Origin of the sequence: Dryocola clanedunensis subsp. sulfonylureivorans (genome assembly GCF_016756775.1) — a bacterium.
Lineage (GTDB): Bacteria > Pseudomonadota > Gammaproteobacteria > Enterobacterales > Enterobacteriaceae > Dryocola > Dryocola clanedunensis.
The window spans coordinates 1-24,546 of record NZ_JAERMU010000001.1; the positions used below are offsets into that span (position 1 = coordinate 1).

The 24,546-nt window shown below is 59.7% G+C and carries 15 protein-coding genes; 3 read left to right on the forward strand and 12 right to left on the reverse strand.

Features of this window, described 5'->3' with window-relative positions; translation table 11 throughout:
- Positions 1–203: 203 nt before the first annotated feature.
- The 5 genes from narI to HYQ67_RS00025 all read right to left on the reverse strand — a co-directional run bounded on the left by narI (position 204) and on the right by HYQ67_RS00025 (position 8,652).
- A complete protein-coding gene (gene narI, locus HYQ67_RS00005; RefSeq protein WP_202300479.1) occupies positions 204–881 on the reverse strand; it encodes a respiratory nitrate reductase subunit gamma in 678 nt (225 codons plus the stop codon).
- Positions 882–883: 2 nt separating this feature from the next.
- Positions 884–1,585 carry a nitrate reductase molybdenum cofactor assembly chaperone gene (narJ, locus tag HYQ67_RS00010; protein ID WP_202300480.1) on the reverse strand — a complete coding sequence of 234 codons (702 nt, stop codon included), beginning with the start codon at positions 1,583–1,585 and terminating at the stop codon, positions 884–886.
- The gene (gene narH, locus HYQ67_RS00015) at positions 1,582–3,117 is read right to left on the reverse strand and encodes a nitrate reductase subunit beta (protein WP_202300481.1); all 1,536 of its coding nucleotides are present in this window, start codon (positions 3,115–3,117) and stop codon (positions 1,582–1,584) included. Before narH ends, narJ begins: the two co-directional genes overlap by 4 nt.
- Complete coding sequence (locus tag HYQ67_RS00020; protein WP_202300482.1) at positions 3,114–6,860, reverse strand: nitrate reductase subunit alpha; 3,747 nt, start codon at positions 6,858–6,860, stop codon at positions 3,114–3,116. Before HYQ67_RS00020 ends, narH begins: the two co-directional genes overlap by 4 nt.
- Positions 6,861–7,260: 400 nt before the next feature.
- Positions 7,261–8,652, reverse strand: a complete 1,392-nt coding sequence (locus HYQ67_RS00025; RefSeq protein WP_202300483.1) for a NarK family nitrate/nitrite MFS transporter — start codon at positions 8,650–8,652, stop codon at positions 7,261–7,263.
- Between the two features lie 299 nt (positions 8,653–8,951).
- Between HYQ67_RS00025 and narX the strand changes: the two genes are divergently transcribed.
- Complete coding sequence (gene narX, locus HYQ67_RS00030) at positions 8,952–10,748, forward strand: nitrate/nitrite two-component system sensor histidine kinase NarX (protein WP_202300485.1); 1,797 nt, start codon at positions 8,952–8,954, stop codon at positions 10,746–10,748.
- On the forward strand, positions 10,741–11,391 hold the full coding sequence (gene narL, locus HYQ67_RS00035) for a two-component system response regulator NarL (RefSeq protein ID WP_202300487.1): 651 nt from the start codon (positions 10,741–10,743) through the stop codon (positions 11,389–11,391). Before narX ends, narL begins: the two co-directional genes overlap by 8 nt.
- Here narL and HYQ67_RS00040 read toward each other — a convergent pair.
- A complete protein-coding gene (locus HYQ67_RS00040) occupies positions 11,388–12,800 on the reverse strand; it encodes a YchO/YchP family invasin (protein WP_202300489.1) in 1,413 nt (470 codons plus the stop codon). The two genes, narL and HYQ67_RS00040, sit on opposite strands and share 4 nt — an antisense overlap.
- 114 nt (positions 12,801–12,914) lie before the next feature.
- Between HYQ67_RS00040 and HYQ67_RS00045 the strand changes: the two genes are divergently transcribed.
- Positions 12,915–13,466 (forward strand): YbhB/YbcL family Raf kinase inhibitor-like protein, encoded by a 552-nt coding sequence (locus HYQ67_RS00045; protein WP_202300491.1) that lies wholly within the window; start codon positions 12,915–12,917, stop codon positions 13,464–13,466.
- Here HYQ67_RS00045 and HYQ67_RS00050 read toward each other — a convergent pair.
- From HYQ67_RS00050 to HYQ67_RS00075, 6 genes are all read right to left on the reverse strand, one after another.
- Positions 13,443–16,028, reverse strand: a complete 2,586-nt coding sequence (locus HYQ67_RS00050; protein WP_202300493.1) for a nitrate reductase — start codon at positions 16,026–16,028, stop codon at positions 13,443–13,445. The genes HYQ67_RS00045 and HYQ67_RS00050 overlap by 24 nt on opposite strands.
- Positions 16,025–20,092 carry a nitrite reductase large subunit NirB gene (gene nirB, locus HYQ67_RS00055; protein ID WP_202300495.1) on the reverse strand — a complete coding sequence of 1,356 codons (4,068 nt, stop codon included), beginning with the start codon at positions 20,090–20,092 and terminating at the stop codon, positions 16,025–16,027. The genes HYQ67_RS00050 and nirB overlap by 4 nt, the downstream gene beginning before the upstream one ends.
- Positions 20,093–20,102: 10 nt before the next feature.
- Positions 20,103–20,891, reverse strand: a complete 789-nt coding sequence (locus HYQ67_RS00060) for an ABC transporter ATP-binding protein (RefSeq protein WP_202300497.1) — start codon at positions 20,889–20,891, stop codon at positions 20,103–20,105.
- Positions 20,892–20,901: 10 nt separating this feature from the next.
- Positions 20,902–21,786: a nitrate ABC transporter permease gene (ntrB, locus tag HYQ67_RS00065; protein WP_237391032.1), complete on the reverse strand. Its 885-nt coding sequence runs from the start codon at positions 21,784–21,786 to the stop codon at positions 20,902–20,904.
- 11 nt (positions 21,787–21,797) lie between these two features.
- Positions 21,798–23,048, reverse strand: a complete 1,251-nt coding sequence (locus HYQ67_RS00070; protein WP_202300500.1) for a CmpA/NrtA family ABC transporter substrate-binding protein — start codon at positions 23,046–23,048, stop codon at positions 21,798–21,800.
- A 238-nt stretch (positions 23,049–23,286) separates the two neighbouring features.
- Positions 23,287–24,486: a nitrate- and nitrite sensing domain-containing protein gene (locus HYQ67_RS00075; RefSeq protein ID WP_202300502.1), complete on the reverse strand. Its 1,200-nt coding sequence runs from the start codon at positions 24,484–24,486 to the stop codon at positions 23,287–23,289.
- Between the last annotated feature and the right edge of the window lie 60 nt (positions 24,487–24,546).

The following is a 24,546-nucleotide window of genomic DNA, read 5'->3' on the forward strand; positions in this document are numbered from 1 at the left end:
CGTTAAAATCTACACCACAGACTTGAGAGCCTAAGGTCGGATACGACGTCCGGACTGCGTTCAGAATAAACTGGCCGGTTTACTCTGAACAGGGGGAATAATACAAGGTCGGATAAGCGAAGCGCCATCCGACATCGCCCCCCTAAATAACAGACAAAAAAATACCCGGCCGAAGCCAGGTATTTACCATCAATCAATAAGCACTAGCGACGAGCGCGAACGACCTGATACTTGCGGGTCAGATACTCGACCGGCGCACTCCAGACGTGCACCAGACGGGTGAACGGGAACAGCAGGAACATGGTCATGCCCAGCACCAGGTGCACGCGGAAAACAAAGGCCACGCCGTCCAGATGCTCAGATGCACCGCCCTGGAAGGTCACAACGGATTGCGCCCAACCCACCAGCTTCATCATTTCACTGCCGTCCATATGCTGCGCCGAGAACGGAATGGTCAGCAGGCCCAGCGCGCACTGTACGACCAACAGCGTCAGAATCAGGATATCTGCTGCGGTAGAAGTTGCACGAACACGCGGGTTGAACAGGCGACGTTTTAGCAGCAGGATGCCGCCAACCAGCGTCATCACGCCACACGCGCCACCGGCAAGCATGGCCATCTTCTGCTTCACGTCGATAGGCAGGAAAGACTCGTACATCCAGTGCGGCGTCAGCATCCCCAGGAAGTGCCCGGCAAAAATCCCCAGGATCCCGATATGGAACAGGTTCGACGCCAGATTCATGCCTTTTCTGTCCAGCATCTGGCTTGAACCCGCTTTCCAGGAGTACTGGCCGTAGTCGTAACGCAGCCAGCTGCCTACCAGAAATACCGTACCGCAAAGGTATGGATAGATGTCAAAGAAGAACACATTCAGAAAATGCATTATCACTGTCCTCCGATATTCAGATACTGCGGAGCGACGGCCCCGGCAAAACGACGCTGGTGGCTGCTGATTTCAGATTCGCCGCAGCCCTGGTCGGCAATAAATTTCACCTGTTCTTCTTCCCACACCGCGTCCAGCGCCTGTGGGGTATCGTCACGGGCTTCATCGGCAATCTGCTGGCTAACGCTCTCCACAACCACATCGCTTTGTGACAGACCGATCATCACGTCGAACAGCACCGCATATTTGCTTTCACGCTGCTTGAGACGCGCGCCCAGCAGAGCCAGAATCGGCGCGATATCCTGCAAGCCACCCCGCGCTTCAGATTCTGAGCGCTGGGAGAGGTATTCAAGATAAAGCGGCAGATGGTCCGGCAGCTCGCGGCTGTCGATTTCCATACCGGCCTGTTCGTACTGGCCCATCAGATTAACCATCGCCTGGCCGCGATCCCGGGACTCACCGTGTACGTGTTCGAACAGCAGCAGCGACGTTGCGCGGCCGCGGTCGAACAGTTCGCTGTAGCTCGCCTGGGCGTCCAGCAAATCTCCACCGCAAAGCGTGGAGATAAACTCATTGAGCTGTGCGGCTTGCTGCAGATCCAGCGCAACACCATCGGCTAAAGCATCGCGAAGCTCCTGCTGGTGCTGCCACAGGGCAGCGTCCGGGTATTCGAGCAGGCGTGAAATTACCAGAAGTTCAATCATGCTTGCGGCTCCGTTTTGCTGGAAACGTCAATGGCGTCGATGCGGCGGCTGTTGAACAGGTTGAACTTAGAGTCCGACCCGTGGCAGCCGTCGCCGAAGCTGAAGCCGCACCCTTTGCTTTCCGGGAAGGCTTCTGCCGCCAGCTCGCGGTGGCTGGACGGCACCACGAAACGGTCTTCGTAGTTGGCAATCGCCAGGTAGCGATACATTTCCTGCGCCTGGGCTTCGGTCAGGCCGACCTCTTCCAGCGCGCGGGTATCTGTAACGCCTTCCACGGTTTCAGCACGCTTATAATGGCGCATCGCCATCATACGTTTCAGGGCGCGCAGCACCGGCGCGGTATCCCCGGCGGTCAGCAGGTTCGCCAGGTATTCAACCGGAATACGCAGGCTTTCCACGTCAGGCAGAATGCCGGTATGCGGCAGCTCACCCGCATCGGCCGCAGACTGAATTGGCGACAGCGGCGGCACGTACCAGACCATCGGCAGCGTGCGGTATTCCGGGTGCAGCGGCAGCGCCAGCTTCCAGTCCATCGCCATTTTATAGACCGGCGACTGCTGGGCGGCGGTGATGACGCTGTGCGGAATGCCGTCTTTCAGAGCCTGCTCGATAATTTTCGGGTCGTTAGGGTCAAGGAAGATACCCAGCTGACGCTCGTAAAGATCCTTTTCGTTCTCGGTGCTTGCTGCCTGCTCAATGGCGTCCGCATCATAAAGCAGCACGCCCAGGTAGCGGATACGGCCTACGCAGGTTTCGGAGCAAACGGTCGGCTGACCGGCTTCGATACGCGGGTAGCAGAAGATGCACTTCTCTGACTTGCCGCTCTTCCAGTTAAAGTAGATTTTCTTGTACGGGCAGCCGGTGATGCACATACGCCAGCCGCGGCACTTGTCCTGGTCGATCAGCACGATGCCGTCTTCTTCACGCTTGTAGATGGCGCCGCTCGGGCAGGTCGCCACGCACGCTGGGTTCAGACAGTGCTCGCACAGACGCGGCAGATAGGCCATGAAGGTGTTTTCGAACTGGCCGTACATCGCCTTCTGCATGTTTTCGAAGTTCTGATCTTTGGCGCGCTTTTCAAATTCGCCGCCGAGGATCTCTTCCCAGTTCGGGCCCGCTTCGATTTTGTTCATGCGCTGGCCGGTGATCAGCGAGCGCGGACGGGCGATCGGCTGATGCTTGCCTTCCGGCGCGTTGTGCAGGTGCTGGTAGTCGTAGTCAAACGGCTCGTAGTAATCGTCGATGCCTGGCAGGTGCGGGTTAGCAAAGATTTTACCCAGCAGCAGAGCACGGTTACCCATGCGCGGCTGCAGCTTACCGTTGATTTTACGGATCCAGCCGCCTTTCCATTTCTCCTGGTTTTCCCAGTCGTTCGGGTAGCCAATGCCCGGCTTGGTTTCCACGTTGTTGAACCACGCGTACTCCATGCCTTCACGGCTGGTCCAGACGTTTTTACAGGTCACAGAACAGGTGTGACAGCCGATGCATTTATCAAGATTCAGCACCATGCCGACTTGTGAACGAATTTTCATTTTACGCTCTCCTGTTTCTGGTCGTTGCCTTCACCGTCTAACCAGTTAATGTCTTTCATCTTGCGGACCACCACGAACTCATCACGGTTGGAGCCCACGGTGCCGTAGTAGTTGAAGCCGTAAGCCAGCTGCGCATAGCCACCAATCATATGGGTTGGTTTCGGGCTGATGCGGGTCACCGAGTTATGGATACCGCCGCGCTGGCCGGTGATTTCAGAACCCGGCAGGTTCACGATACGTTCCTGGGCGTGGTACATCATCGTCATGCCTTCCGGCACGCGCTGGCTCACTACCGCACGCGCGGTCAGCGCACCGTTTTTGTTGAACACTTCGATCCAGTCGTTGTCCTCAATGCCCAGATCTTTGGCATCGATTTCACTCATCCAGACAATCGGGCCGCCGCGTGACAGGGTCAGCATCAGCAGGTTGTCGCTGTAGGTGGAGTGAATGCCCCATTTCTGGTGCGGCGTCAGGAAGTTCAGCGCCTTTTCCGGGTTACCGTTGGATTTTTTACCCATCACGCCTTTTACCGAGCGGGTATCAATCGGCGGACGGTAAACCAGCAGGCTTTCGCCAAAATCACGCATCCACTGGTGATCCTGATACAGCTGCTGGCGGCCGGACAGGGTGCGCCATGGGATCAGCTCGTGGACGTTGGTGTAACCGGCGTTATAGGAAACGTGCTCATCTTCAAGGCCGGACCAGGTCGGGCTGGAGATGATTTTGCGCGGCTGCGCCTGGATATCGCGGAAGCGGATTTTCTCCTCTTCTTTGTTGGTCGCCAGGTGCGTGTGGTCGCGGCCGGTAAACTCGCTGAGCGCGGCCCAGGCTTTCACCGCTACGTGGCCGTTGGTTTCCGGTGCCAGGGTCAGGATCATCTCTGCGGCATCGATCGCCGTGTTGATCATCGGCTGGCCTTTCGCCGGGCCGTCTGCCTTGGTGTAGTTGAGCTTGCGCAGCAGATCCATTTCGGTCTGGGTATTCCAGGCGATGCCCTTCCCGCCGTTACCGATGGTTTCCATCAGCGGGCCGATGGAGGTAAAGCGCTCGTAGGTTGCCGGGTAGTCACGTTCAACCGTCACCAGGTGCGGAGCCGTTTTACCAGGGATCAGATCGCATTCGCCCTTTTTCCAGTCCATCACGCCGAACGGCTGAGCCAGCTCTGCGGCGGAGTCGTGCTGGATTGGCAGCGTCACAACATCGGTTTCTTTCCCTAAGTGGCCAACGCACACTTCGGAGAATTTCTTCGCGATATCTTTGTAGATATCCCAGTCGCTTTTTGAGTCCCATGCCGGGTCAACGGCGGCGGAAAGCGGATGAATAAACGGATGCATATCCGAAGTATTCATGTCGTCTTTCTCATACCAGGTCGCCGTTGGCAGCACGATATCCGAGTACAGGCAGGTGCTCGACAGGCGGAAGTCCAGCGTCACCACCAGATCCAGCTTGCCGTCGAGGCCGTTATCCACCCACTCCACTTCTTCCGGCATCACGCCGCCTTCTATGCCCAGGTCCTTGCCCTGAATACCGTTTTCGGTACCGAGCAGATACTTAAGCATGTACTCGTGGCCCTTACCGGAGGAACCCAGCAGGTTAGAACGCCAGACGAACAGGTTGCGCGGGTGGTTGTTGCCCGCATCCGGCTGCTCCGCCGCAAAGCGAATGTCGCCGCTTTTCAGCTGCTGAGCCGTAAAGTCAGCCGCGCTCATGCCAGCCGCTTTCGCCTGCGCCGCGATGTTCAGCGGGTTGGTATTCAGCTGCGGTGAGGAAGGCAGCCAGCCCATGCGTTCCGCGCGGACGTTAAAGTCAATCAAGTGGCCGCTGTAGCGGGATTTGTCCGCCAGCGGGGAGAGCAGTTCTTCCGCAGTCAGCGACTCGTAGCGCCACTGGCTGGAATGGTTATAGAAGAACGAGGTGCTGTTCATGTGGCGTGGCGGGCGCTGCCAGTCAAGGGCAAACGCCAGCGGAGTCCAGCCGGTTTGCGGACGCAGCTTTTCCTGGCCCACGTAGTGTGCCCAGCCGCCGCCGCTCTGGCCGACGCAGCCGCAGAAGATCAGCATGTTGATCAGGCCGCGGTAGTTCATGTCCATGTGGAACCAGTGGTTCATCCCGGCACCGACGATGATCATCGAACGACCATGCGTTTTATCGGCATTATCGGCGAACTCACGAGCGATGCGTACGATGTTCTGACGGGAAACGCCGGTGATCTGCTCGGCCCACGCAGGGGTATAAGCTTTCACTTCGTCATAGCTGGAAGCGCAGTTTTCATCGTTCAGACCGCGTTCCAGGCCGTAGTTCGCCAGGGTCAGGTCGTAAACGGTGGTCACCAGCGCGCTGCTGCCGTCTGCCAGCTGAATACGCTTAACCGGCAGCTTGTGCATCAGCACGTTGTCGAGCTTGACGTTGCTGAAGTGCTCGGAGCTTTCGCCGCCGAAGTAAGGGAAGCCCACTTCGGCCACTTCGTCGTGGCTGCCCAGCAGGCTCAGGCGCAGCTCGGCCTCTTCGCCGCTGGTGCCGTCGCGCTGCTCGAGGTTCCACTTGCCCTTCTCGCCCCAGCGGTAGCCGATGGAGCCGTTCGGTGCCAGCAGCTCGCCGTTCTGGTTATCCAGAGCAACGGTTTTCCACTGCGGGTTGTTCTCCTGGCCCAGGCCATCGACCAGGTCAGATGCACGCAGCATGCGGCCCGCGGCATAGAACCCGTCACGCTCTTCGAGCATCACCAGCATCGGCATGTCGGTGTAGCGACGCACGTAGTCGGTGAAGTACTGGCTTGGGTTATCCAGGTGGAACTCACGCAGCATGACGTGGCCCATCGCCAGCGCCATCGCGGCATCGGTACCCTGCTTCGGCGCCAGCCACTGGTCGCAAAGCTTGGCGATTTCCGCGTAGTCCGGCGTGACGGCGACCGTTTTGGTCCCTTTGTAACGCACTTCGGTAAAGAAGTGGGCGTCCGGGGTACGGGTCTGCGGCACGTTAGAGCCCCAGGCCATGATGTAACTGGAGTTGTACCAGTCGGCGGACTCAGGCACGTCGGTCTGCTCGCCCCAGGTCATTGGTGACGCAGGTGGTAAATCGCAGTACCAGTCGTAGAAGCTCAGACAGGTCCCGCCAATCAGGGAGATATAGCGAGCGCCGGCGGCGTAGGAAACCATCGACATCGCCGGGATTGGCGAGAAGCCCGCGATACGGTCAGGACCGTAAGTTTTCGCGGTAAAGACGTTGGACGCCGCAATCAGCTCGTTCACTTCCTGCCAGCTTGAGCGGACAAAACCACCGCGACCACGGGCTTGTTTATAGCTTTTTGCTTTTTCCGGGTCGTTGATGATGGAAGCCCACGCGTCTACCGGGTCGGCGTGCACGGTTTTCGCTTCGCGCCACAGTTTAATCAGACGCTTACGCATCAGCGGGTATTTCAGGCGGTTAGCGCTGTAGAGATACCAGGAGTAGCTGGCGCCGCGAGGGCAGCCGCGTGGCTCATGGTTTGGCATATCCGGGCGGGTGCGCGGGTAGTCGGTCTGCTGGGTTTCCCAGGTGACGAGGCCGCTTTTGACGTAAATTTTCCAGCTGCAGGAGCCGGTGCAGTTTACACCGTGGGTAGAACGCACAACTTTGTCGTGCTGCCAGCGCTGGCGGTAGCCTTCTTCCCAATCGCGGTTGGTATCGAGCAGCTGGCCATGTCCGTCGGCAAAGGTATCACCCTTCTGTTTGAAGTAGCGAAACCGGTCAAGAAACTTACTCATCGGGATTCTCCTGATGTGGAGCCTGGAGGCTCTTCTGTGAAATCGACATTGCAGATTTGCTGGCACGGTATCGCGCGGATAAGGAGGCAGAATTGATAACGATCAACACACCAGGCGTTGTCTTACTGCCTGAAAAACGCGAATACCACCAAAGTAGCATGCGGAAATATTTTATAATTCATTGATAAGTAATGGTTATTTTTGATATTTGATTTTGCAGAGGTACAGTTCAGGCTGCAGGAGGTATTAAGGGGTAGGTACTACCAGACTCACCCAGCTCCGGAGCCGCAATTGATGTTCAGAGGGAGATATTAGTATGTTGTAACTAAGTCATGTTACTCATAAAAAAAGCGCGACCGAAGCCGCGCAGGGATAACCAAAATGGTCAATTTTTTAAAACTTATTTGGCAGATTTACGGCCGTACACGGCCCAGGTGATGACCACACAGACGATGTAGAACACCAGGAAAATTTTCATTGCTCCTGCCGGGGAACCGGTCAGCGCCAGCGAGGTCCCGAAAGCTTTAGGGATGAAGAACCCGCCTACGGCACCAATCGCCGAGATAAAGCCAAGCGCCGCCGCGGTGTCGGTTGCCGCTTCGCGCATGGCGTGTTCTTCAGTACCGCCGGCCGCTTTTACGCGATCCATAGTCAGCTTGCGGAAGATAACGGAGATCATCTGGAAGGTGGAACCACTGCCCAGCCCGGCCGTCAGGAACAGCATCAGGAACACGCCGAAGAAGGCAATAAAGTTGCCGCCCACGCCGTTATGCGGCAGCGTGGTGAACAACAGCGCGCTGAATACGGCCATGAAGATGAAGTTAATCAGCGAGACTCGGGTGCCGCCGAAACGGTCAGAAATCGCACCGCCAGCAGAGCGGGCCAGCGCGCCGAACAGCGGGCCAAAGAACGCGAAGTGCAGAATATTGATATCCGGGAACTGGGTTTTGGCCAGCATCGCGAAACCGGCGGAGAAGCCGATAAACGAGCCGAACGTCGCCAGGTACAGCACGCCCATGATCCACAGATGCGCACGCTTCAGAACCGGCAGCTGTTCGCGCAGCGAGGCCTTAGAGGCGGACAGATCGTTCATGCCAAACCAGGCTGCGATGGTGAAGATAGCCAGGAAAGGCACCCAGATCCATGCAGCATTTTCGAGGAACAGCATTGAACCGTCAGCCTGCTCCACGCCCGTGCCGCCGAAGATGGCGAACATAGAAAGGGAAATGGCCAGTGGTGCAACCAGCTGCATCACGCTCACGCCCAGGTTACCCAGGCCGCCGTTAATACCCAGCGCCCCGCCCTGTTTGGCTTTCGGGAAGAAGAAGCTGATGTTCGCCATGCTCGAGGCGAAGTTGGCACCCGCGAAGCCACAAAGCAGCGCGATGATGATAAAGACGCTGAATGGCGTGGTGGTATCCTGCACGGCAAAACCAAGCCAGACGCAAGGGATAATCAGGATGCCGGTACTGAACGCTGTCCAGCGACGTCCACCGAAGATAGGCACCATAAAGGAGTACGGAACACGAAGCAGCGCGCCGGAGACGGAAGGCAGCGCGGTCAGCATGAACAGCTGGTCGGTTGTAAAGCTAAAGCCCACCTTGTTCAGGTTCACCGCAACGGCGCTGAACAGCATCCAGACGCAGAAGGCGAGCAGCAGGCTCGGCACGGAAATCCACAGGTTGCGGCTGGCAATACGATGACCTTTTGTTTGCCAGAACTCGACATCTTCCGGACGCCAGTCCGTGACCAGCCCCGCGGATTTCTGCTCTTTATTGGACGACGCAGACATAAACACCTCAAATGTGTAAGAGTAATTGCCGCCACATTAGGGAGTATTGGTGAATCTAAATTGATGTATATCAAGGGATAATCGGACAGAATGGCGCTTATATTTTAACCATGATTCTTTGTGAGTAAGCCAAAATCACAAAAAAACTGTGGGTTTTCACTGCCCTGGAAGGGGTACAGCAGGGTTATAACCACCGTCATGCCACCAGTGGCAATTAAGGGGTAATCATTAGGGGGTATGGGTATACTCCGGGTGATGGCTGAAAATATGCCCACTCAAGCATGAAGGATACCCGATAAATGTTGAAGCGCCTGCTTTCCCCTCTCACTCTGGTTAACCAGTTAGCGCTGATTGTGCTGCTGCTGGCAACGCTCGGCGTGGCGGGAATGAGCCTTGCCAGCTGGCTCGCGCAAGGGATCCAGGGCAACGCCCACGCCATCAACAAAGCCGGGTCGTTGCGGATGCAGAGCTACCGTCTGCTGACGGCAATTCCGTTAACCGCTAAAGACGCCCCGCTGCTGACCGAAATGGAGCAAACCGCCTGGAGCAATGACTTGCAGGATGCAGCGCGCCGTGACGGCCAGCAGGCGCAGCTCATGCAGCTGCAGGATTACTGGCGCAGCACCCTTGAACCCGCCATCAGCCGTGCGCAGAACGCAGGCCAGGTGACACCTCATGTTGCCCAGTTCGTTGGTCGTATCGATCAGCTGGTCAGCTCGTTCGACAAAACAACAGAGCTGCGGCTCCACCGGGTGATCCTGCTGCAGCAAGGCATGGCTGCGCTGATGGGCTTACTGCTGGTCTTCACCGTTATCTGGCTGCGCAAACGCCTGTTACGTCCGTGGCGGCAGCTGCTGGCGATGGCATCCGCCATCGGCAAACGAGACTTTACCCACCGGGTCAGCGTCTCGGGCCGTAACGAAATGGCGACCCTCGGCATAGCGCTGAACAGCATGTCTGCCGAACTGGCGGAAAGCTACTCCGTGCTGGAGCAGCGCGTACGTGAGAAAACCGCCGGGCTGGAGCAGAAAAATCGCATCCTGTCGTTTTTATACCAGGCGAACCGCCGCCTGCACTCCCAGGCTCCCCTTTGCCAGCGGCTTTCCCCTGTTTTAAGCGAGCTGCAGCACCTTACGCCGCTGCGGAATATTGAGCTGCGCGTGTACGAATACGAAGACGAAGAAAACTACGACGAATACACCTACCAGCCGGACAGCAGCTGTGAGGAGCAGGGTTGCCACCTTTGTCCTCGGGCCCCTGCGGCGGAACCTGCCGAAACGAATGCGGTCAAATGGCGGCTTACCGATAACCATATTCAGTACGGTCTGGTGCTCGCTCAGCTCCCCCAGGGCAGCAGTCTGACCGCCGATCAGCAACAGCTTATCGAAACGCTCATCGAGCAGCTGACCGCTACGCTTGCCGTAGAACGACAGCACGAACATCAGCAGCAGCTGGTGGTGATGGAAGAACGCGCCACCATTGCACGAGAATTACATGACTCCATCGCCCAGTCGCTCTCCTGCCTGAAAATGCAGGTCAGCTGTCTACAAATGCAGGGAGCTGCGCTGCCGGACGAGATGCGTGAGCTGTTAAGTCAGATGCGTAACGAACTGAATACATCGTGGCGCCAGCTGCGCGAACTGCTGACCACGTTCCGCCTGCAGCTCATTGAGCCTGGCCTGCGGCCTGCCCTCGAGGCAAGCTGTCAGGAGTTCAGCGAAAAACTCGGCTTTAACGTTGAGCTGAACTATCAGCTGCCACCTCGTTTTGTGCCCTCTCACCAGGCCATTCACCTGGTGCAGATAGCGCGCGAAGCGCTGAACAACAGTTACAAACACGCACAGGCAACGGCCTGTGGCGTCTGCGTCGAACACCTCAACAAGCAGGTAAAATTAACCGTATGGGATAACGGCTGCGGAATACCAGAGAACGGAGAACGCAGAAACCATTACGGACTTATTATTATGCGAGACCGTGCGCAAAGCCTGCAAGGCGATTGCCAGATACGGGCTCGCGCTGGTGGCGGCACCGAAGTGGTCGTCAGTTTTATGCCCGAAGCACATTTGTCTTCTGCCACAGGAGTAAGCGATGAGTAACCCGGAAGCAGCAACTATCTTGCTGATTGATGATCACCCGATGCTAAGAACAGGCGTCAAACAGCTAATCAGCATGGCGCCTGAGCTGGCCGTTGTCGGCGAAGCCGGGAACGGGGCTCAGGGCGTTGAGCTTGCCGAAGCGCTCGACCCCGACCTGATTCTGCTGGATCTGAACATGCCCGGCATGAACGGACTGGAAACCCTGGACTGCCTGCGCGAAAAACCGCTGTCGGGCCGTATCGTGGTGTTCAGCGTCTCCAATCACGAAGAAGATGTCGTGACCGCACTGAAACGCGGCGCCGATGGCTATCTGCTTAAAGACATGGAGCCTGAGGATTTACTGAAAGCCCTGCAGCAGGCGGCCGCAGGTGAGATGGTCCTCAGCGAAGCGTTAACGCCGGTGCTGGCGGCAAGCCTGCGGGCGAACCGCGCAACCTCAGACCGTGACGTGAATCAGCTAACCCCGCGCGAGCGCGACATTCTCAAGCTGATCGCCCAGGGGCTGCCGAACAAAATGATTGCCCGCCGTCTGGATATCACCGAGAGTACGGTGAAAGTTCACGTCAAGCACCTGCTGAAAAAAATGAAGCTGAAATCCCGCGTCGAAGCGGCGGTCTGGGTGCATCAGGAACGTATTTTCTAAGGGTTCGTTCCCTCTTCCGGCAGAAGGTTATAACGAGGATCTTCTGTCGGTGCGGCCACCAGCGGTTCAACCTGTTTGAGCGTTATCCAGTTCGACGTTACCTTCTGTCCTTTATCATCCTCAAGCGTCACTGACAGGTGATACTCTCCGGCCTCGCCGTCCTGCGACGCAGGCATGATGACGCTCCAGCCATCGGTACTGTGATTGTTTGCAGGCGGCGTCAGGCTGAGCACCTGGGTATCCCCCTGCCAGCTGATATTGCGGATCGCGTTGTGCGCCCGAACCTGGAGTTTAAGCTCCACGGTCTCGCCCGGGTGCAGCTCCCACGGTGGTGTTGCCAGGAAGACTGACAGGGTTTTACGCTGGCGATATTCCATCACCGGCAAATGACTGCGTTCCACGCTGTCATAGCGGCTGCCGCGTAACGAGCTGGTTGTTGCCACCTCGGCGGAGGAGAGTTGCTTAGCCAGCGGAACGCCCATGCGGTAATTCAGCTTCAGGCCAAGATTATCCTGCCCTACGCCGTTCTCACCCTGCTTATGCTGCGCGGTAAAAGTCACCAGCGGCACCGGCGTATAACTCAGTCCCATCGTGACCGCTAAGGGGTTTCGATAACCCGTGCCGCTGTTGAACAAATCCACGCTGTCGCCAAAATACTGCTCGAGGCTAAGGCTGGTATTGATGTGGCGGTAAAACGGCAGCCACGCCTGCGCCGTGATGTCGTAGCCTCGCGCCAGGCGTTGCTCCAGCGTTTCGGTATCGTCCTGCCAGCCGTTCAGCGGATGGTAATAGTTGGCGGACAACCGCAGGTATTCCCCCCACGCCTCGGCACCGACGCCTGCCCGCCGCAGATGGTTCGACAGCTGGCTATCGTAAAACGTGTTGTACCCCAGCAGCCAGTTCCCAGCCACCCAACGCTGACCAACGCCGATATTGCCAGTCATGCCGTCTTCCTGCTGGGTAAAGCCGATCTGGCTCCAGGTCAGATAACGGTTGTTATCTTCCCAGGGACTAAAGAATGAACCGCTGCTGCCGTTCCAGCTCCCGTGCTGATCCACCAGCAGATTAAGGTTCGCTTTTCCCCATGGAGACAGCAACGACTCGGCTTCATCCGCGACTTTGTCAGTCAGGGCGTCTCTGATGCTGGTGAAGGCCAGAAGTCGTGCCTGATCGCCGGCGTCCAGGCCATCGTCGATCATGCTGGCCTCACCGAACTTCTTCGCCATCTCCGCAATATGCTTTGCAGCGGCGTCAGTTTCAGGAGCCATGCCCAAATCGGGGAGTTCTGCAGAGGCCGGAGGAAGTGCACCCTCATCCTTCCCGATAAAGGTCTGGCGGGTACTCGCAACCCCTCCAGCGCTGAGGAGTGTGTATGTCAGGGTCAAAAGTGGTACAGCTTTTTTAAACATCAGGAAATTATAACATCCTGAGCATCCAGTACACGTCTAAAGTCCGGGGTTAATGCCAAGCTTAATCCTAATTTAGCGCTACGCTTAGATATCCAGCCAGATGAGTATTCCTACATGAAAACACCGTTAATCGGTTTATCCGCCCTTCTGTTATCCAGTTGTTTTACAGCTCAGGCAGAAGGGCTTTTTATCCTGCAGTCACCCGCATTTACCGATAACGCTATGCTTGATAAGCAATACGCCGGAAATGCGAAAGATAATCCTAACTGCACCGGGAAAAATCTTTCTCCCCCTGTTGTCTGGAGCAATCCCCCAACCAATACGCAAAGCTTTGCGCTGCTTGTTCACGATCCCGAAGGGGCTAAGGGGCTGGGAGTCACCCATCTGGTGGCCTATAACATCCCGGCCAGCGCTACCGGCTTCACCGCCAATGAACTGCGGGACGGTAAAGGCTTTACTGGCGGAAAAAATACGCCCGGCTCGCAGGCCTGGCACGGTCCCTGCCCGCCACCCGGCAGCGGCGCGCATCACTATACCTGGACGCTGATTGCAACGGATTTACGTGCCGATGCGCTTCCGGCAGGCCTGACCCGGGAAGAGCTTTTCGCTAAGCTCAAGGGACACGCCCTGGCCGCGGCGGGGCTAATCAGCCGCTTTGGGCAGTAACGCCTTCAGCTCCGGGATGCAGGAGCCGCAGTTGGTGCCGCACCGCAGCTTCTCCCCCAGCATCGCGACGGTGTGACAGCCCGACGCGATGGCCCCCAGTATTGTCTTCTCGCCCACGCCAAAGCAGCTGCAAACCGTTCTGCCTGGGGCCGGTACTCCTCCGGGCGCCCGGCCCGCCAGCAGCGAATGCCGCCCATGCGGCGCATTTTCAAAAGCCGACAACACGGCCTGCCGGTCAATGTCCGGCCAGGCTTTTGCGGCATAGAAGGCCAGCATTAACCTGCCGTCGTGCCACGCCAGCAGATGATACAGCTCCCCGTCGCCGCTCGCGTACTGCAGCTGCCAGCCTCGACCGGCGGTCAGGGTTGCTGCCCAGGCCCGCGGATCGCTGTCCGCCGCGCAAAGAAAATGCGCCGCGCCCGGCGACGCCTGCCGCCACCACTGAATATCCTCCGCAAAGGCAATGTCACCGGCGGCAAAGATCTCGCCGTGCCACGCAGGCTTCCAGCGCTGAAGGCGAACCGCCGTCTGTTTGCTTTCCGGCTGGCCGGAATCGGCATCGCATACTTTCGCCACCAGGCTGTTTATCTGCCCCCTACGGGCAAACTGCTGGCTCCAGTGCATCGGTGAAAATACGCTTCCCGGCTGCTGATGGCCGCTCAGCTGCGCTCGGGCGACCATACCGCCCAGCGGGGATGCAATGCGCACCAGCCCTGCGTCCGTTATGCCATAGCGCTGTGCGTCCAGCGGATTAATCTCCAGGTACGGCATCCCGGTATGCTGCATCAGGCCCGGCACGTACCCGGTTCGCGTCATGCTGTGCCACTGATCGCGAATTCGCCCGGTGTTAAGCAGTAAGGGATAATTACGGTCGGTCAGGGCCGCTGGCAGCCGGGGATCGACCCCCGCCATCTGAAACCTGCCGCTTTTGCGCCAGCTTTTCACCGGGCCGTGGTGGGCTGCGGCAACGGGCCAGCGCACCGGATCCAGCTCGTCGTACTGCTGGCGGGTCAGCGTTGCCAGCCCGCCGATATCAAAGGCGCGTGAGCCGTTATTCTCATAGCCCGACAGCGCCGCATGTTCGCAAAAAATGTCCTGTGGATGCTGCCAGGCGAACATTTTTTCATAGCCGAGCCGCCGGGCAATCTGCGACAAAATCCACCAGTCGGCGCGGGCCTCCCCCGGCGGCGGCAGAAAGGCGCGCTGCCTTGAAATCCTGCGCTCTGAGTTAGTGACCGTGCCGTTTTTTTCTCCCCAGGCCAGCGCCGGAAAGCGCACGTGGGCGTAGCGCCCGGTGTCCGTTTTATCCACCACGTCGGAGACAATGACCAGCGGGCATTTCGCCAGCGCCCGCTCCACGCCGGAGGCATCCGGCAGCGAAACCACCGGATTGGTGCCCATGATCCACACGGCTTTTATTTCCCCCCGTCCTATGGCGTCAAACAGCTCCACCGCCATCAGGCCCGGCGTTTCGGCGATTCGCTCGCTGCCCCAGAAGCGCCCGAGCCGGGCGATGTCGGCAGGTTCAAAATTGAGGTGGCAGGCCAGCTGGTTTGCCAGCCCCCCGACCTCCCGACCGCCCATGGCGTTTGGCTGTCCGGTCAGCGAAAATGGCCCGCAGCCCGCGCGCCCGAGCTTGCCGCTGGCCAGATGCACGTTGATGATGGCGCTGCACTTGTCGCTGCCGCTTGAGGACTGGTTAATGCCCATGGTGTAGAGCGTCATGGCGCGCGGGCTGTCGGCAAACCACTGCCAGAAGGTGCGGATAGCCTGCGCATCCAGCCTGCAAAAGTCGGCGCATTTCTCCAGCGGCCACCCGGCTGCCAGCGCCAGCGCTTCGGCCTCGCCGTCGAACGTCTGGCCCGGCGGCCCGTGCCGCGTCAGATAATGAAGCAGGCCGACAAACAGCCCGGCGTCGCTGCCGGGCCGCAGCGCCAGGTGCAGATCGGCGATGTCGCAGGTCGGGGTACGGCGCGGATCTATCACCACGACTTTCATCTCCGGGCGCTGCCGTTTGGCCTCCGCCAGCCGCTGATAGAGCACCGGGTGCGTCCAGGCCGCGTTTGAACCTGCCAGCACCACCAGATCCGTCTGATCAAGATCCTCATAGCTGCACGGCACAAAATCCGCGCCGAACGCGCGTTTGTAGCCAACCACCGCCGAAGCCATGCAGAGCCGTGAATTCGTGTCGATATTCGCCGCGCCGATGAACCCCTTCATCAGCTTATTGGCAACATAGTAATCCTCGGTGAGCAGCTGGCCGGATGCATAGAACGCCACCGCCTTTGGGCCGAACTCCCGAATGATGTCCTGCAATTTTTGCGCGGCATGATCCAGCGCCGCCTCCCAGGCAACGCGCTCGCCGTTAACCTCCGGGAACAGCAGACGCTTTTCCAGACCGAGAGTTTCGCCAAGCGAAGCTCCCTTTACGCACAGCCGCCCGAAATTGGCCGGGTGCTGTACGTCCCCGGCTATTTTCACACCGCCGTTCTCATCGGTCAGGGCAGTTACGCCGCAGCCTACCCCGCAATAGGGGCAGGTTGAACGCACCGGGGCGCTCATGATGCCTCCGCGCGCGCAATCAGGGCATGGCTCCCTACCCAGACCATGCCCTGCTCTACCTTCACCGGCCAGGCGCGAACCGCCAGCTCGCCGTCCGGGCTTCGGCCGTCACGCAGGCGGAACCGGTGTTTATAAAGCGGAGAGATAACCACCGGTTCGCCCGCCACATCCCCTACGATCCCGCGCGAGAGCACATTCGCCACGCTGCCCGGCTCGTGGTTATCAAGGGCGTAAATCGCCTCGCCGAAGCGGAACAGCGCAATCTGCAGATCCCCCAGCCGGGCGCCAATGCCTGCCTGCGCCGGTATCGCGCTGATGTCGCAGACGGCCTGCCACGGTTTCACCGGCGGTATAATCTGTTGCTGCGGCTCAGCATCCGCTGGCTGCAGCTGCCCACGCAGCATCTGCCGCTGCACGGCTTCGTCCGGTTTGTCGCTGTTAACGGAAGAGCGGAACAGCGCGAGGCGGTCCGGGCTGTTCAGCGTGGTCTGCCACTCGCACTGATAAGTGGCCACCACGCCCGCCATCTCTTTCTCCAGCTCTTCGCCCAGGCCCAGGCTGTCGTTGAGCACCACGTCGCGCAGGTATTCCAGCCCGCCTTCGAGGTTATCCATCCAGGTGCTGGTCCGCTGGAGGCGGTCGGCGGTGCGGATGTAGAACATCAGCAGACGGTCGACGGTGCGGATCAGGGTTTCTCGGTCCAGATCGCTGGCGAACAGATCCGCGTGGCGCGGCTTCATGCCGCCGTTGCCGCAGACATAGAGGTTCCAGCCCTTCTCCGTGGCGATGACGCCGATGTCCTTGCTTTGCGCCTCCGCGCATTCGCGGGTGCAGCCCGAAACGGCCATTTTGATTTTGTGCGGCGAGCGCAGCCCCTTGTAGCGGTTCTCCAGCTCAATCGCCAGCCCGGTGGAGTCCTGCACCCCGTAGCGGCACCAGGTCGATCCCACGCAGGATTTCACCGTGCGCAGCGACTTGCCGTAGGCGTGGCCGGTCTCAAAACCAGCCGCCACCAGCTCCTCCCAGATAGCAGGTAGCTCTTCGAGACGCGCGCCAAAAAGGTCGATGCGCTGTCCGCCGGTGATTTTGCTGTAGAGCCGATAGCGTTTTGCTACCAGGCCTATGGCGATCAGCCCGTCCGGCGTGATCTCCCCGGCGGGCACGCGCGGCACGATGGAATAGGTGCCGTCTTTCTGAATATTGGCGAAATAGCGATCGTTGGTATCCTGCAGCGGCAGATGAGCCGGCTTAAGCAGGTATTCGTTCCAGCAGGATGCCAGCACCGAGGCCGCCAGCGGCTTGCAGATTTCACAGCCGTGCCCCTGCCCGTAGCGGCTGATGAGCTGGTCAAAAGTATGCAGATGGTTGACGCGCACCAGGTGGTAGATCTCCTGGCGGGAATACGCGAAGTGTTCGCAGATGTCTTTTTTGACCTCTACGCCCTGCTGCTGGAGCTGGTACTCCATTACCTGCTTCACCAGCGCGGAGCAGCCGCCGCAGCCCGTCGCGGCTTTGGTGCAGGCTTTTATCGCCGCCATATCACCCGCGCCGCCGTTTACCGCCGCGCAGACAGCCGCCTTGCTGACGTTGTGGCAGGAACAGAGTTGCGCCGCGTCAGGCAAAGCGCCGACGCCAGGCGTTTTTGATGCCGCCCCCGGCGAAGCGGGCAGGATCAGCGTTTCGGGCTGCGCGGGCAGCGCCATGCCGTTGAGCATCATCTGCAGCAGCTGGCTGTATTCGCCGCTGTCGCCCACCAGCACGCCGCCAAGCAGGGTTTTGCCGTCCGCCGAAACGACGATTTTCTTGTAGATCTGCCGTGGGCCGTTGGTCCACCGATAGCTCTGGCTGCCCGGCGTGCGCCCGTGGGCGTCGCCGAAGGAGGCGACCTCCACGCCGAGCAGTTTCAGTTTGGTGCTCATGTCGGCGCCGCGAAACGCCGTGCTTTCCCCGGCAAGCGTCGCCGTCGCCACCCGCGCCATCTGATAGCCCGGCGCAACCAGGCCAAAGATTTTGCCCTCCCACAGCGCGCATTCGCCGATGGCGTAAATCGAGTCGTCGCTGGTCTGGCAGTTGTCGTTAATGACAATGCCGCCTCGCTCACCCAGCGCCAGCCCGCAGCCGCCAGCCAGCTTGTCCTGCGGGCGAATACCAGCGGAGAAAACGATCAGATCGGTATCCAGACTCTCTCCGTCGGCAAAACTGAGACGCAGGCCTTCGGCTTCGGTAATCGCCGTCGTCGCCTTGCCGGTCAGCACCCTGACGCCAAGGTCGGAAATTTTCGCGCGCAGCATGGCGGCCCCGTCGTTGTCGAGCTGGACGGCCATCAGGTTTGGCGCGAACTCCACGACGTAAGTCTCCAGACCGAGCTGTTTAAGGGCGTTGGCGGCTTCCAGCCCCAGCAGTCCTCCGCCGATGACCACGCCACGCGTGGCGCCGCGCGCGCGTTCCGCAATGGCATCCAGATCGTCGAGCGTGCGGTAGACAAAGCAGCCGGGTAAATCATTGCCGGGTACCGGCGGCACGAATGGCCAGGAGCCGGTTGCCAGCACCAGCTTGTCCCACCACGTTTCATGCCCTTCGCTGTCGCGTACCAGGCGCTGCTGGCGGTCGATCTCCACGATGCGGGTGTGGCTGCGCAGTTCAATACCGTGTTCGGCAAAGAAATCCCCCTGCACCATAGACAGCGACTCCGCGCTGCGCCCGGAGAAGTATTCAGAAAGATGCACGCGGTCGTAGGCCGGATGGCGTTCTTCTCCGAATACCACGATGTGGTGCGTTTTATGTAAATTCAGCGCGACGCACCGTTCGAGGAAGTGATGCCCGACCATGCCGTGCCCGATCGCTACCAGCGTTGATTTTGTCATGTCGTCATCTCCGGCAGCCTGCGGCTGCATCTGGGGGGTAAAGTCGTCAAACAGGGCACCCGGAGTCACGGGAGCCGCGTTCAGAAGCACGTCTGTCAGTGCGCTGGCGGACTGAATGTCACCCATCAGCAGCGCGCCGGTGAGCCTGTCATCGCGCAGATGCAGGCAGCGGTAGTGTCGGGAAAGTGGGTCGAAGGCCGTCAGAACGCGGGTGCCGGGCCGCTCGCTTAAGTCGCCCGCTGAAAATAATGGAATGCCGCTGACCTTGAGCCGCGTGCCGCGATCCTGATAGCTGAAATCAGCGGCAGGCGATCCCGCCAGCCTTGCGGCGAGCACGTCGGCCTGCTGCAGACAGGGAGCCACCAGCCCCCAGGTTTGCCCGTCAATCTCACAGCATTCCCCCAGCGCGCTGACGTGCGGGATCTGGCTGCGCAGCTGGGCGTCAACGCGAATCCCCCGTTCACAGGGCACGCCGCTTTTCTGCGCAAGGGAGATATTCGGCCTGACGCCGGTGGCGATAACGACCCGTCCGGCAGCCAGCTCGCGGCCATTGCTGAGCAGTACGCGGTCATTGCCGATGCTTTTAATGCCGCAGTTCAGCTCGCACGCAATGCCGCGGGCCGTTAAAGACTCTTCCAGCAGCAGCCCCGCCTGCTGGTTAAGCTGAAGATCCATCAGCCACGGCTGACGGTGAATAAGCGTGACGGGGATACCCCGCGCGTTTAAGGCCGCGGCGGCTTCCACCCCAAGCAGGCCTCCGCCCAGCACCGCCACGTTCCCCGCCCCGCGCAATATCGCCTCGACGTCCGCCAGGGTGCGGAAACAGTGGACGTGAGGCAGGGTATGGCCGGGGATCGGCGGGATAAAGGGCAGCGAGCCCGTGGCAAATACCAGCTCGTCGTACTCCATGCTGCGACGGGAAGTGCGGACAGTTTTGTCGGCGGTAGACACCGACAGAACGGCCTCACCGGTCAACAAATTAATGCCCCTCTCCTGATACCAGGCCTGGTCATGCAGCTGCGTCGCGGCGGCTGGCTTCTCCCCTGCCAGAACCGGCGACAGCAGGATGCGGTTGTAGCTCAGCGCTGGCTCCTCGCCAAATACCGTGATGTCCAGCCGTCCGGCCGCCAGCGAGGTGAGCTGTTCCACCAGGCGGACAGCCGCCATGCCGTTACCGATGACAAGCAGGCGTTGCTTCATGGTCGGCTCCTCAGGCGGCCTTAGGCTGCTTTTCATAGAGGAAACGCAGCACCTGCTGGCGCAGATGGTGGTAGCGTCCGTCCTCCGCAAGGGCAACCCGGCTGCGTGGTCGAGGCAGGTCAACCTGCAGCGTCTCGCCAACCGTAGCCGCCGGGCCGTTGGTCATCATCAGCACGCGGTCGGAGAGCAGCACGGCTTCGTCCACATCGTGCGTTATCAGTACGATGGTCGTTTGCAGCTCCTGCTGGATGTGCATCACCGTGTCCTGCAGGTGCGCCCGGGTCAGCGCGTCCAGCGCGCCGAAAGGCTCATCCATCAGCAGAACCTTCGGCTTCATGGCCAGCGCCCGCGCGATGCCCACCCGCTGCTTCATGCCGCCGGAAATCTCCCCGGGATGTTTGTTTATCGCGTGGCCCATCTGCACGCGCTCCAGGTTGTGAACGATCCACTCCCGGCGTTCGGCACGGCTCATGGTGCGGCTGAAAACCTTGTCCACCGCCAGCGCAACGTTCTCAAAGCAGGTCATCCACGGCAGCAGAGAGTGGTTCTGAAAGACCACTGCGCGATCCGGGCCCGGGCCTGCTATCTCCCGGTTGTCGCACAGCAGCCCGCCTTCGGAAGGCAGCGTGATGCCCGCAATCAGATTAAGCAGCGTGGACTTGCCGCAGCCGGAGTGGCCGATCAGGCTGATGGTTTCCCCCTCATGGATATCGAAACTGACGTTGCTTAAGGCCAGGAACTCACCGCTGGCGGTGGAGAAGCGCTGGCTGACGTTTTGCAGCTGAATGATTTTTTTCATGGTTATCCCCTTATTTTTCCTGCCAGCTGAAGCGGCGGGCGAGCCACATCAGCCCCTGCTCAAGCAGCAGCCCCACAACGCCGATGATGACAATCGCGATCAGGATGTTTTCGACGTTGAGGTTGTTCCACTCGTTCCAGATCCAGAAGCCGATCCCCAGCCCGCCGGTGAGCATTTCCGCCGCGACGATCACCAGCCAGGCGATGCCGATAGAGAGCCGGACGCCGGTCAGCACGGCGGGCAGGACCGCAGGGAATAAGATGCGGCGCATCACCGTCCACTCGGAGAGCTGCAGCACGCGCGCCACGTTGTGATAATCCTCCGGGATGCGCTTCACCCCTTCGGCGGTATTGATGATCATCGGCCAGATAGAACAGATAAAAATGGTCCAGCCCGAGGCCGGTTCGGCCTTCTGGAACAGCAGCAGGCCGATAGGCAGCCAGGCCAGCGGGCTGACCGGCCGCAGCAGGGCGATAACCGGATTGAACATTCTGCCCATAAAGGTGAAACGGCCAATCAGAAAGCCTGCCGGGATCCCGACCAGCGCCGCCAGGCCAAAGCCCACCGCCACGCGCTGCAGGGAAGCGAGCACGTTCCAGCCGATGCCCATATCGTTTGGCCCGGCGTTATAAAACGGGTCGGCGAACAGGGACATGGCGGAGTCGAGCGTGCTGAGCGGCGTGGGGAAACCTTTGCTGGTGACGGCGGCAATTTGCCAGCCAACCAGCAGCAGCGCCATGCCCAGCCCTGCCGGGATCAGCCGTTCCAGCAGGCTCCGGCTGGCCTGCCGCCACCACGGTTTACGTCGGCGAACCGTTACCGGCGGCAGGATAATCACTTCTGCCACCGGCGGCGCTGCGTCTTGTTCTGCTGTTTTATGGGCCTGTGGATTCATCATATTTTCCCTCAACGTTTTATGGCGAAGCTTGCTGCGTAGGCGGCAGGGTTGCTGCCGTCCCATTGGCTGCCGTCCATGAGCGTGCTGGCGCGCATCGTGCTGGCAGGCACGGCTACGTTGCCTGCGGCCGCGGCGGCCTGCCGGTAAATATCAAGACGGTTGATGCGCGTGGCGACGGCTAAATAATCAGGATCGCTATCCAGCAGGCCCCAGCGGCGGTGCTGGGTCAGGAACCACATGCCGTCCGAGAGCCACGGGTAGTTCACCTCTCCGTCGCGGAAAAACTGCATGCCGTGGTCGTCGTGCCATTTTTTACCCAGCCCGTTGTCGTATTCGCCGAGCATGCGCGGGGTGAGGTAGCCGACTTTAGTATTCAGGTAAGCTCGCCCGGCAAGCACGCTGGCGGTTTCGCGGCGGTTTGCCTCACTGGCATCTATCCAGCGGGAAGCCTCAAGCACGGATGCCACCAGCGCGCGGGCGGTATTAGGATTCTGGTCAACCCATGCGCTGCGCGTGCCCAGAATCTTTTCGGGATGATCGGCCCAGATGGACTGGGAGGTTGCCGCCGTAAAGCCGATGCCGTCGTTGATGGCCCGCTGGTTCCAGGGTTCCCCCACGCAGTAGCCGCTCATATTGCCGATACGCATGTTCATCACCATCTGCGGCGGCGGGACGACCACGGTGCGGACGTCGTTGAACGGATGGATCCCGGCGGCGGCCAGCCAGTAATAGAGCCACATGGCGTGGGTCCCCGACGGGAACGTGTGGGCGAAGGTGAACGTACCGGGCGCGCTGGCGGCGATCAGCTTTTTCAGGCTCGCGGCATCGGTGACGCCCTGCTTCGTCAGCTCCATGGCCACCGTAATGGCCTGGCCGTTATTGTTGAGCGTCATCAGGTTTGCCATCGCCTGCTGTTTGCCCGCGATGCCCAGCTCAAGGCCGTAGATCAGGCCGTACAGAACGTGGGCCGCATCCAGCTCGCCGGAGACCAGCTTGTCGCGCACCGCCGCCCAGCTCGCCTCTTTGCTCGGCACAATCGTTATGCCGTGTTTTTTGTCGAAGCCCTTCACCGAGGCCATCACGATGGAGGCGCAGTCGGTTAGCGGGATAAAACCCACCTTCACAGTTTCCTGCTCCGGCCCGTCGCTGCCCGCCGCCCATGCGGCATTCATCAGGCCAGGCAGTAAATAAGCCCCGCCCAGCGCGGCGCCTGCCTGTAAGAATCGTCGGCGGGAAAGCGTTGTTGCGTTGTCACCCATCGGCCTGCTCCTGAAAAAAAGTAAAAAAAAAAGCGCCCGTCAGTGTGGGAATACACTGAAGGACGCCTTTGTCCGGCCAGGCCCGCCCCGCCGTTGGGGAAGCCTGAGAAAACCATATTGTTAAAGGAGTAATGCAACCTGCGTGCCAGCTTATAAACCCGATGATTCCGGCATTTTTATGCTTAATGCGGGTAAATACGCACCAGGAAAATGCATGAAATGCCCATTCTCTGTGCAGCTACTCCTTTGGGGGTAGCGTCCAGATATCTGCCACGGCCACCATCGCCCCAGCCACTTCAACCATGCGCTTATTCTGGTTCATCGCCATTTTACGCAGCGCCTGCCAGGCCTGCTCTTCGCTGTAGCCCTGATGGCGGATCAGCAGCCCTTTCGCCTTTTCAATAACCTTGCGGTCAGCGAGCGTGGTCTCCAGCGAGGCGAGCCTGCGGGCCATAGACTCCAGCTGCTGCGCCTGCTGGCGGACAAGCACCAGCAGATGGCGGTCGAGATAATGGTCGCCTGGCCGGGCCTCTTTGGCTCCCGCGATCAAATTCGCCATCTCGTCGTCGCTGGCATCCGGCTCGTTCAGCGCCTGCCCCAGCGCGCGCTGTGCCTGAGCCAGAACGTTATGGATCAGCGTTTCTTCTATGTCCCTCAGCGCATCAATGCGGGCTGTCAGCAGGGTGAACCAGCGCGAAACAAGCGCTGATGCATCTTCCGCCCGGTTAAGCCTGGTGCAGGCCTGTCGCCTGAGCTGCTCCATTTCCCGGCAGGGTTCGGCGCAGCTGCGATACCGTTCGCGCAGCGGCTCGTCCGCCATGCTGTAGAAGGTCTCAAAACAGTGCTGCTGGCCGTCTATTCTGTCCACCAGCTGCTGGCGCAGCGCTTCGTCAAATTCGCCTCGGGTGAAGCCGAGCGCGCCAATTGCCCGTTCCTGCCCCGCCAGCTCCTTGCCCTGCATAAAGCTGAATAAGGTGGCCAGCGCCCGCGCCACGCCCGGTTCGTCCACCGCGCTGCTGGTTTGCGGGACGATGCACAGTAAGTGCCTCAGCGTGGTGTTGAACTGCTCCATGGCTTCGACAGGGTCAATTTGCCGGCTGGCGATTCGCTCGCGCAGCGCCGCAAGCTGTTCAAGGGAGTACAAGGCGCAGGCAAGGCTGGCGACCAGCCCGCTGCCGGGAAGGTAATCCGGCTGCAGCAGGCTCTGCTGAAAGCAGGCGATTTGCTGGTCAACTTCCTGCGCATAATCGAGACGTACTTCGCCAAACTGGCGGCCCCCGGAACACAGCCAGATATTGGAGGCTCCGCGTTCGCGCTGTAGCATATGGGCCAGCTTCGCGATCCGCCCGGTAAGCTGCCCTATTTGCAGCAGATCCTGGAGCTGTGCGCGCTCCCGTGCCTTAGCAATAAGCAGAAAGTTGTGGGCAGTGGGATTCATAAACGCTCCTGAAAGGCTCTTGCCGCTGATATCCTTTAGCGAAGCAAAAGTCGTGCCTTA

Coding starts and splice junctions, on each gene's coding strand:
- narJ (WP_202300480.1), bottom strand. CDS start 1,585: ATGATTGAACTTCTGGTAATTTCACGCCTGCTCGAATACCCGGACGCT.
- narX (WP_202300485.1), top strand. CDS start 8,952: ATGTTGAAGCGCCTGCTTTCCCCTCTCACTCTGGTTAACCAGTTAGCG.
- HYQ67_RS00075 (WP_202300502.1), bottom strand. CDS start 24,486: ATGAATCCCACTGCCCACAACTTTCTGCTTATTGCTAAGGCACGGGAG.
- narL (WP_202300487.1), top strand. CDS start 10,741: ATGAGTAACCCGGAAGCAGCAACTATCTTGCTGATTGATGATCACCCG.
- HYQ67_RS00050 (WP_202300493.1), bottom strand. CDS start 16,028: ATGAGCGCCCCGGTGCGTTCAACCTGCCCCTATTGCGGGGTAGGCTGC.
- HYQ67_RS00025 (WP_202300483.1), bottom strand. CDS start 8,652: ATGTCTGCGTCGTCCAATAAAGAGCAGAAATCCGCGGGGCTGGTCACG.
- nirB (WP_202300495.1), bottom strand. CDS start 20,092: ATGAAGCAACGCCTGCTTGTCATCGGTAACGGCATGGCGGCTGTCCGC.
- HYQ67_RS00040 (WP_202300489.1), bottom strand. CDS start 12,800: ATGTTTAAAAAAGCTGTACCACTTTTGACCCTGACATACACACTCCTC.
- HYQ67_RS00020 (WP_202300482.1), bottom strand. CDS start 6,860: ATGAGTAAGTTTCTTGACCGGTTTCGCTACTTCAAACAGAAGGGTGAT.
- narI (WP_202300479.1), bottom strand. CDS start 881: ATGCATTTTCTGAATGTGTTCTTCTTTGACATCTATCCATACCTTTGC.
- narH (WP_202300481.1), bottom strand. CDS start 3,117: ATGAAAATTCGTTCACAAGTCGGCATGGTGCTGAATCTTGATAAATGC.
- HYQ67_RS00045 (WP_202300491.1), top strand. CDS start 12,915: ATGAAAACACCGTTAATCGGTTTATCCGCCCTTCTGTTATCCAGTTGT.
- ntrB (WP_237391032.1), bottom strand. CDS start 21,786: ATGAATCCACAGGCCCATAAAACAGCAGAACAAGACGCAGCGCCGCCG.
- HYQ67_RS00060 (WP_202300497.1), bottom strand. CDS start 20,891: ATGAAAAAAATCATTCAGCTGCAAAACGTCAGCCAGCGCTTCTCCACC.
- HYQ67_RS00070 (WP_202300500.1), bottom strand. CDS start 23,048: ATGGGTGACAACGCAACAACGCTTTCCCGCCGACGATTCTTACAGGCA.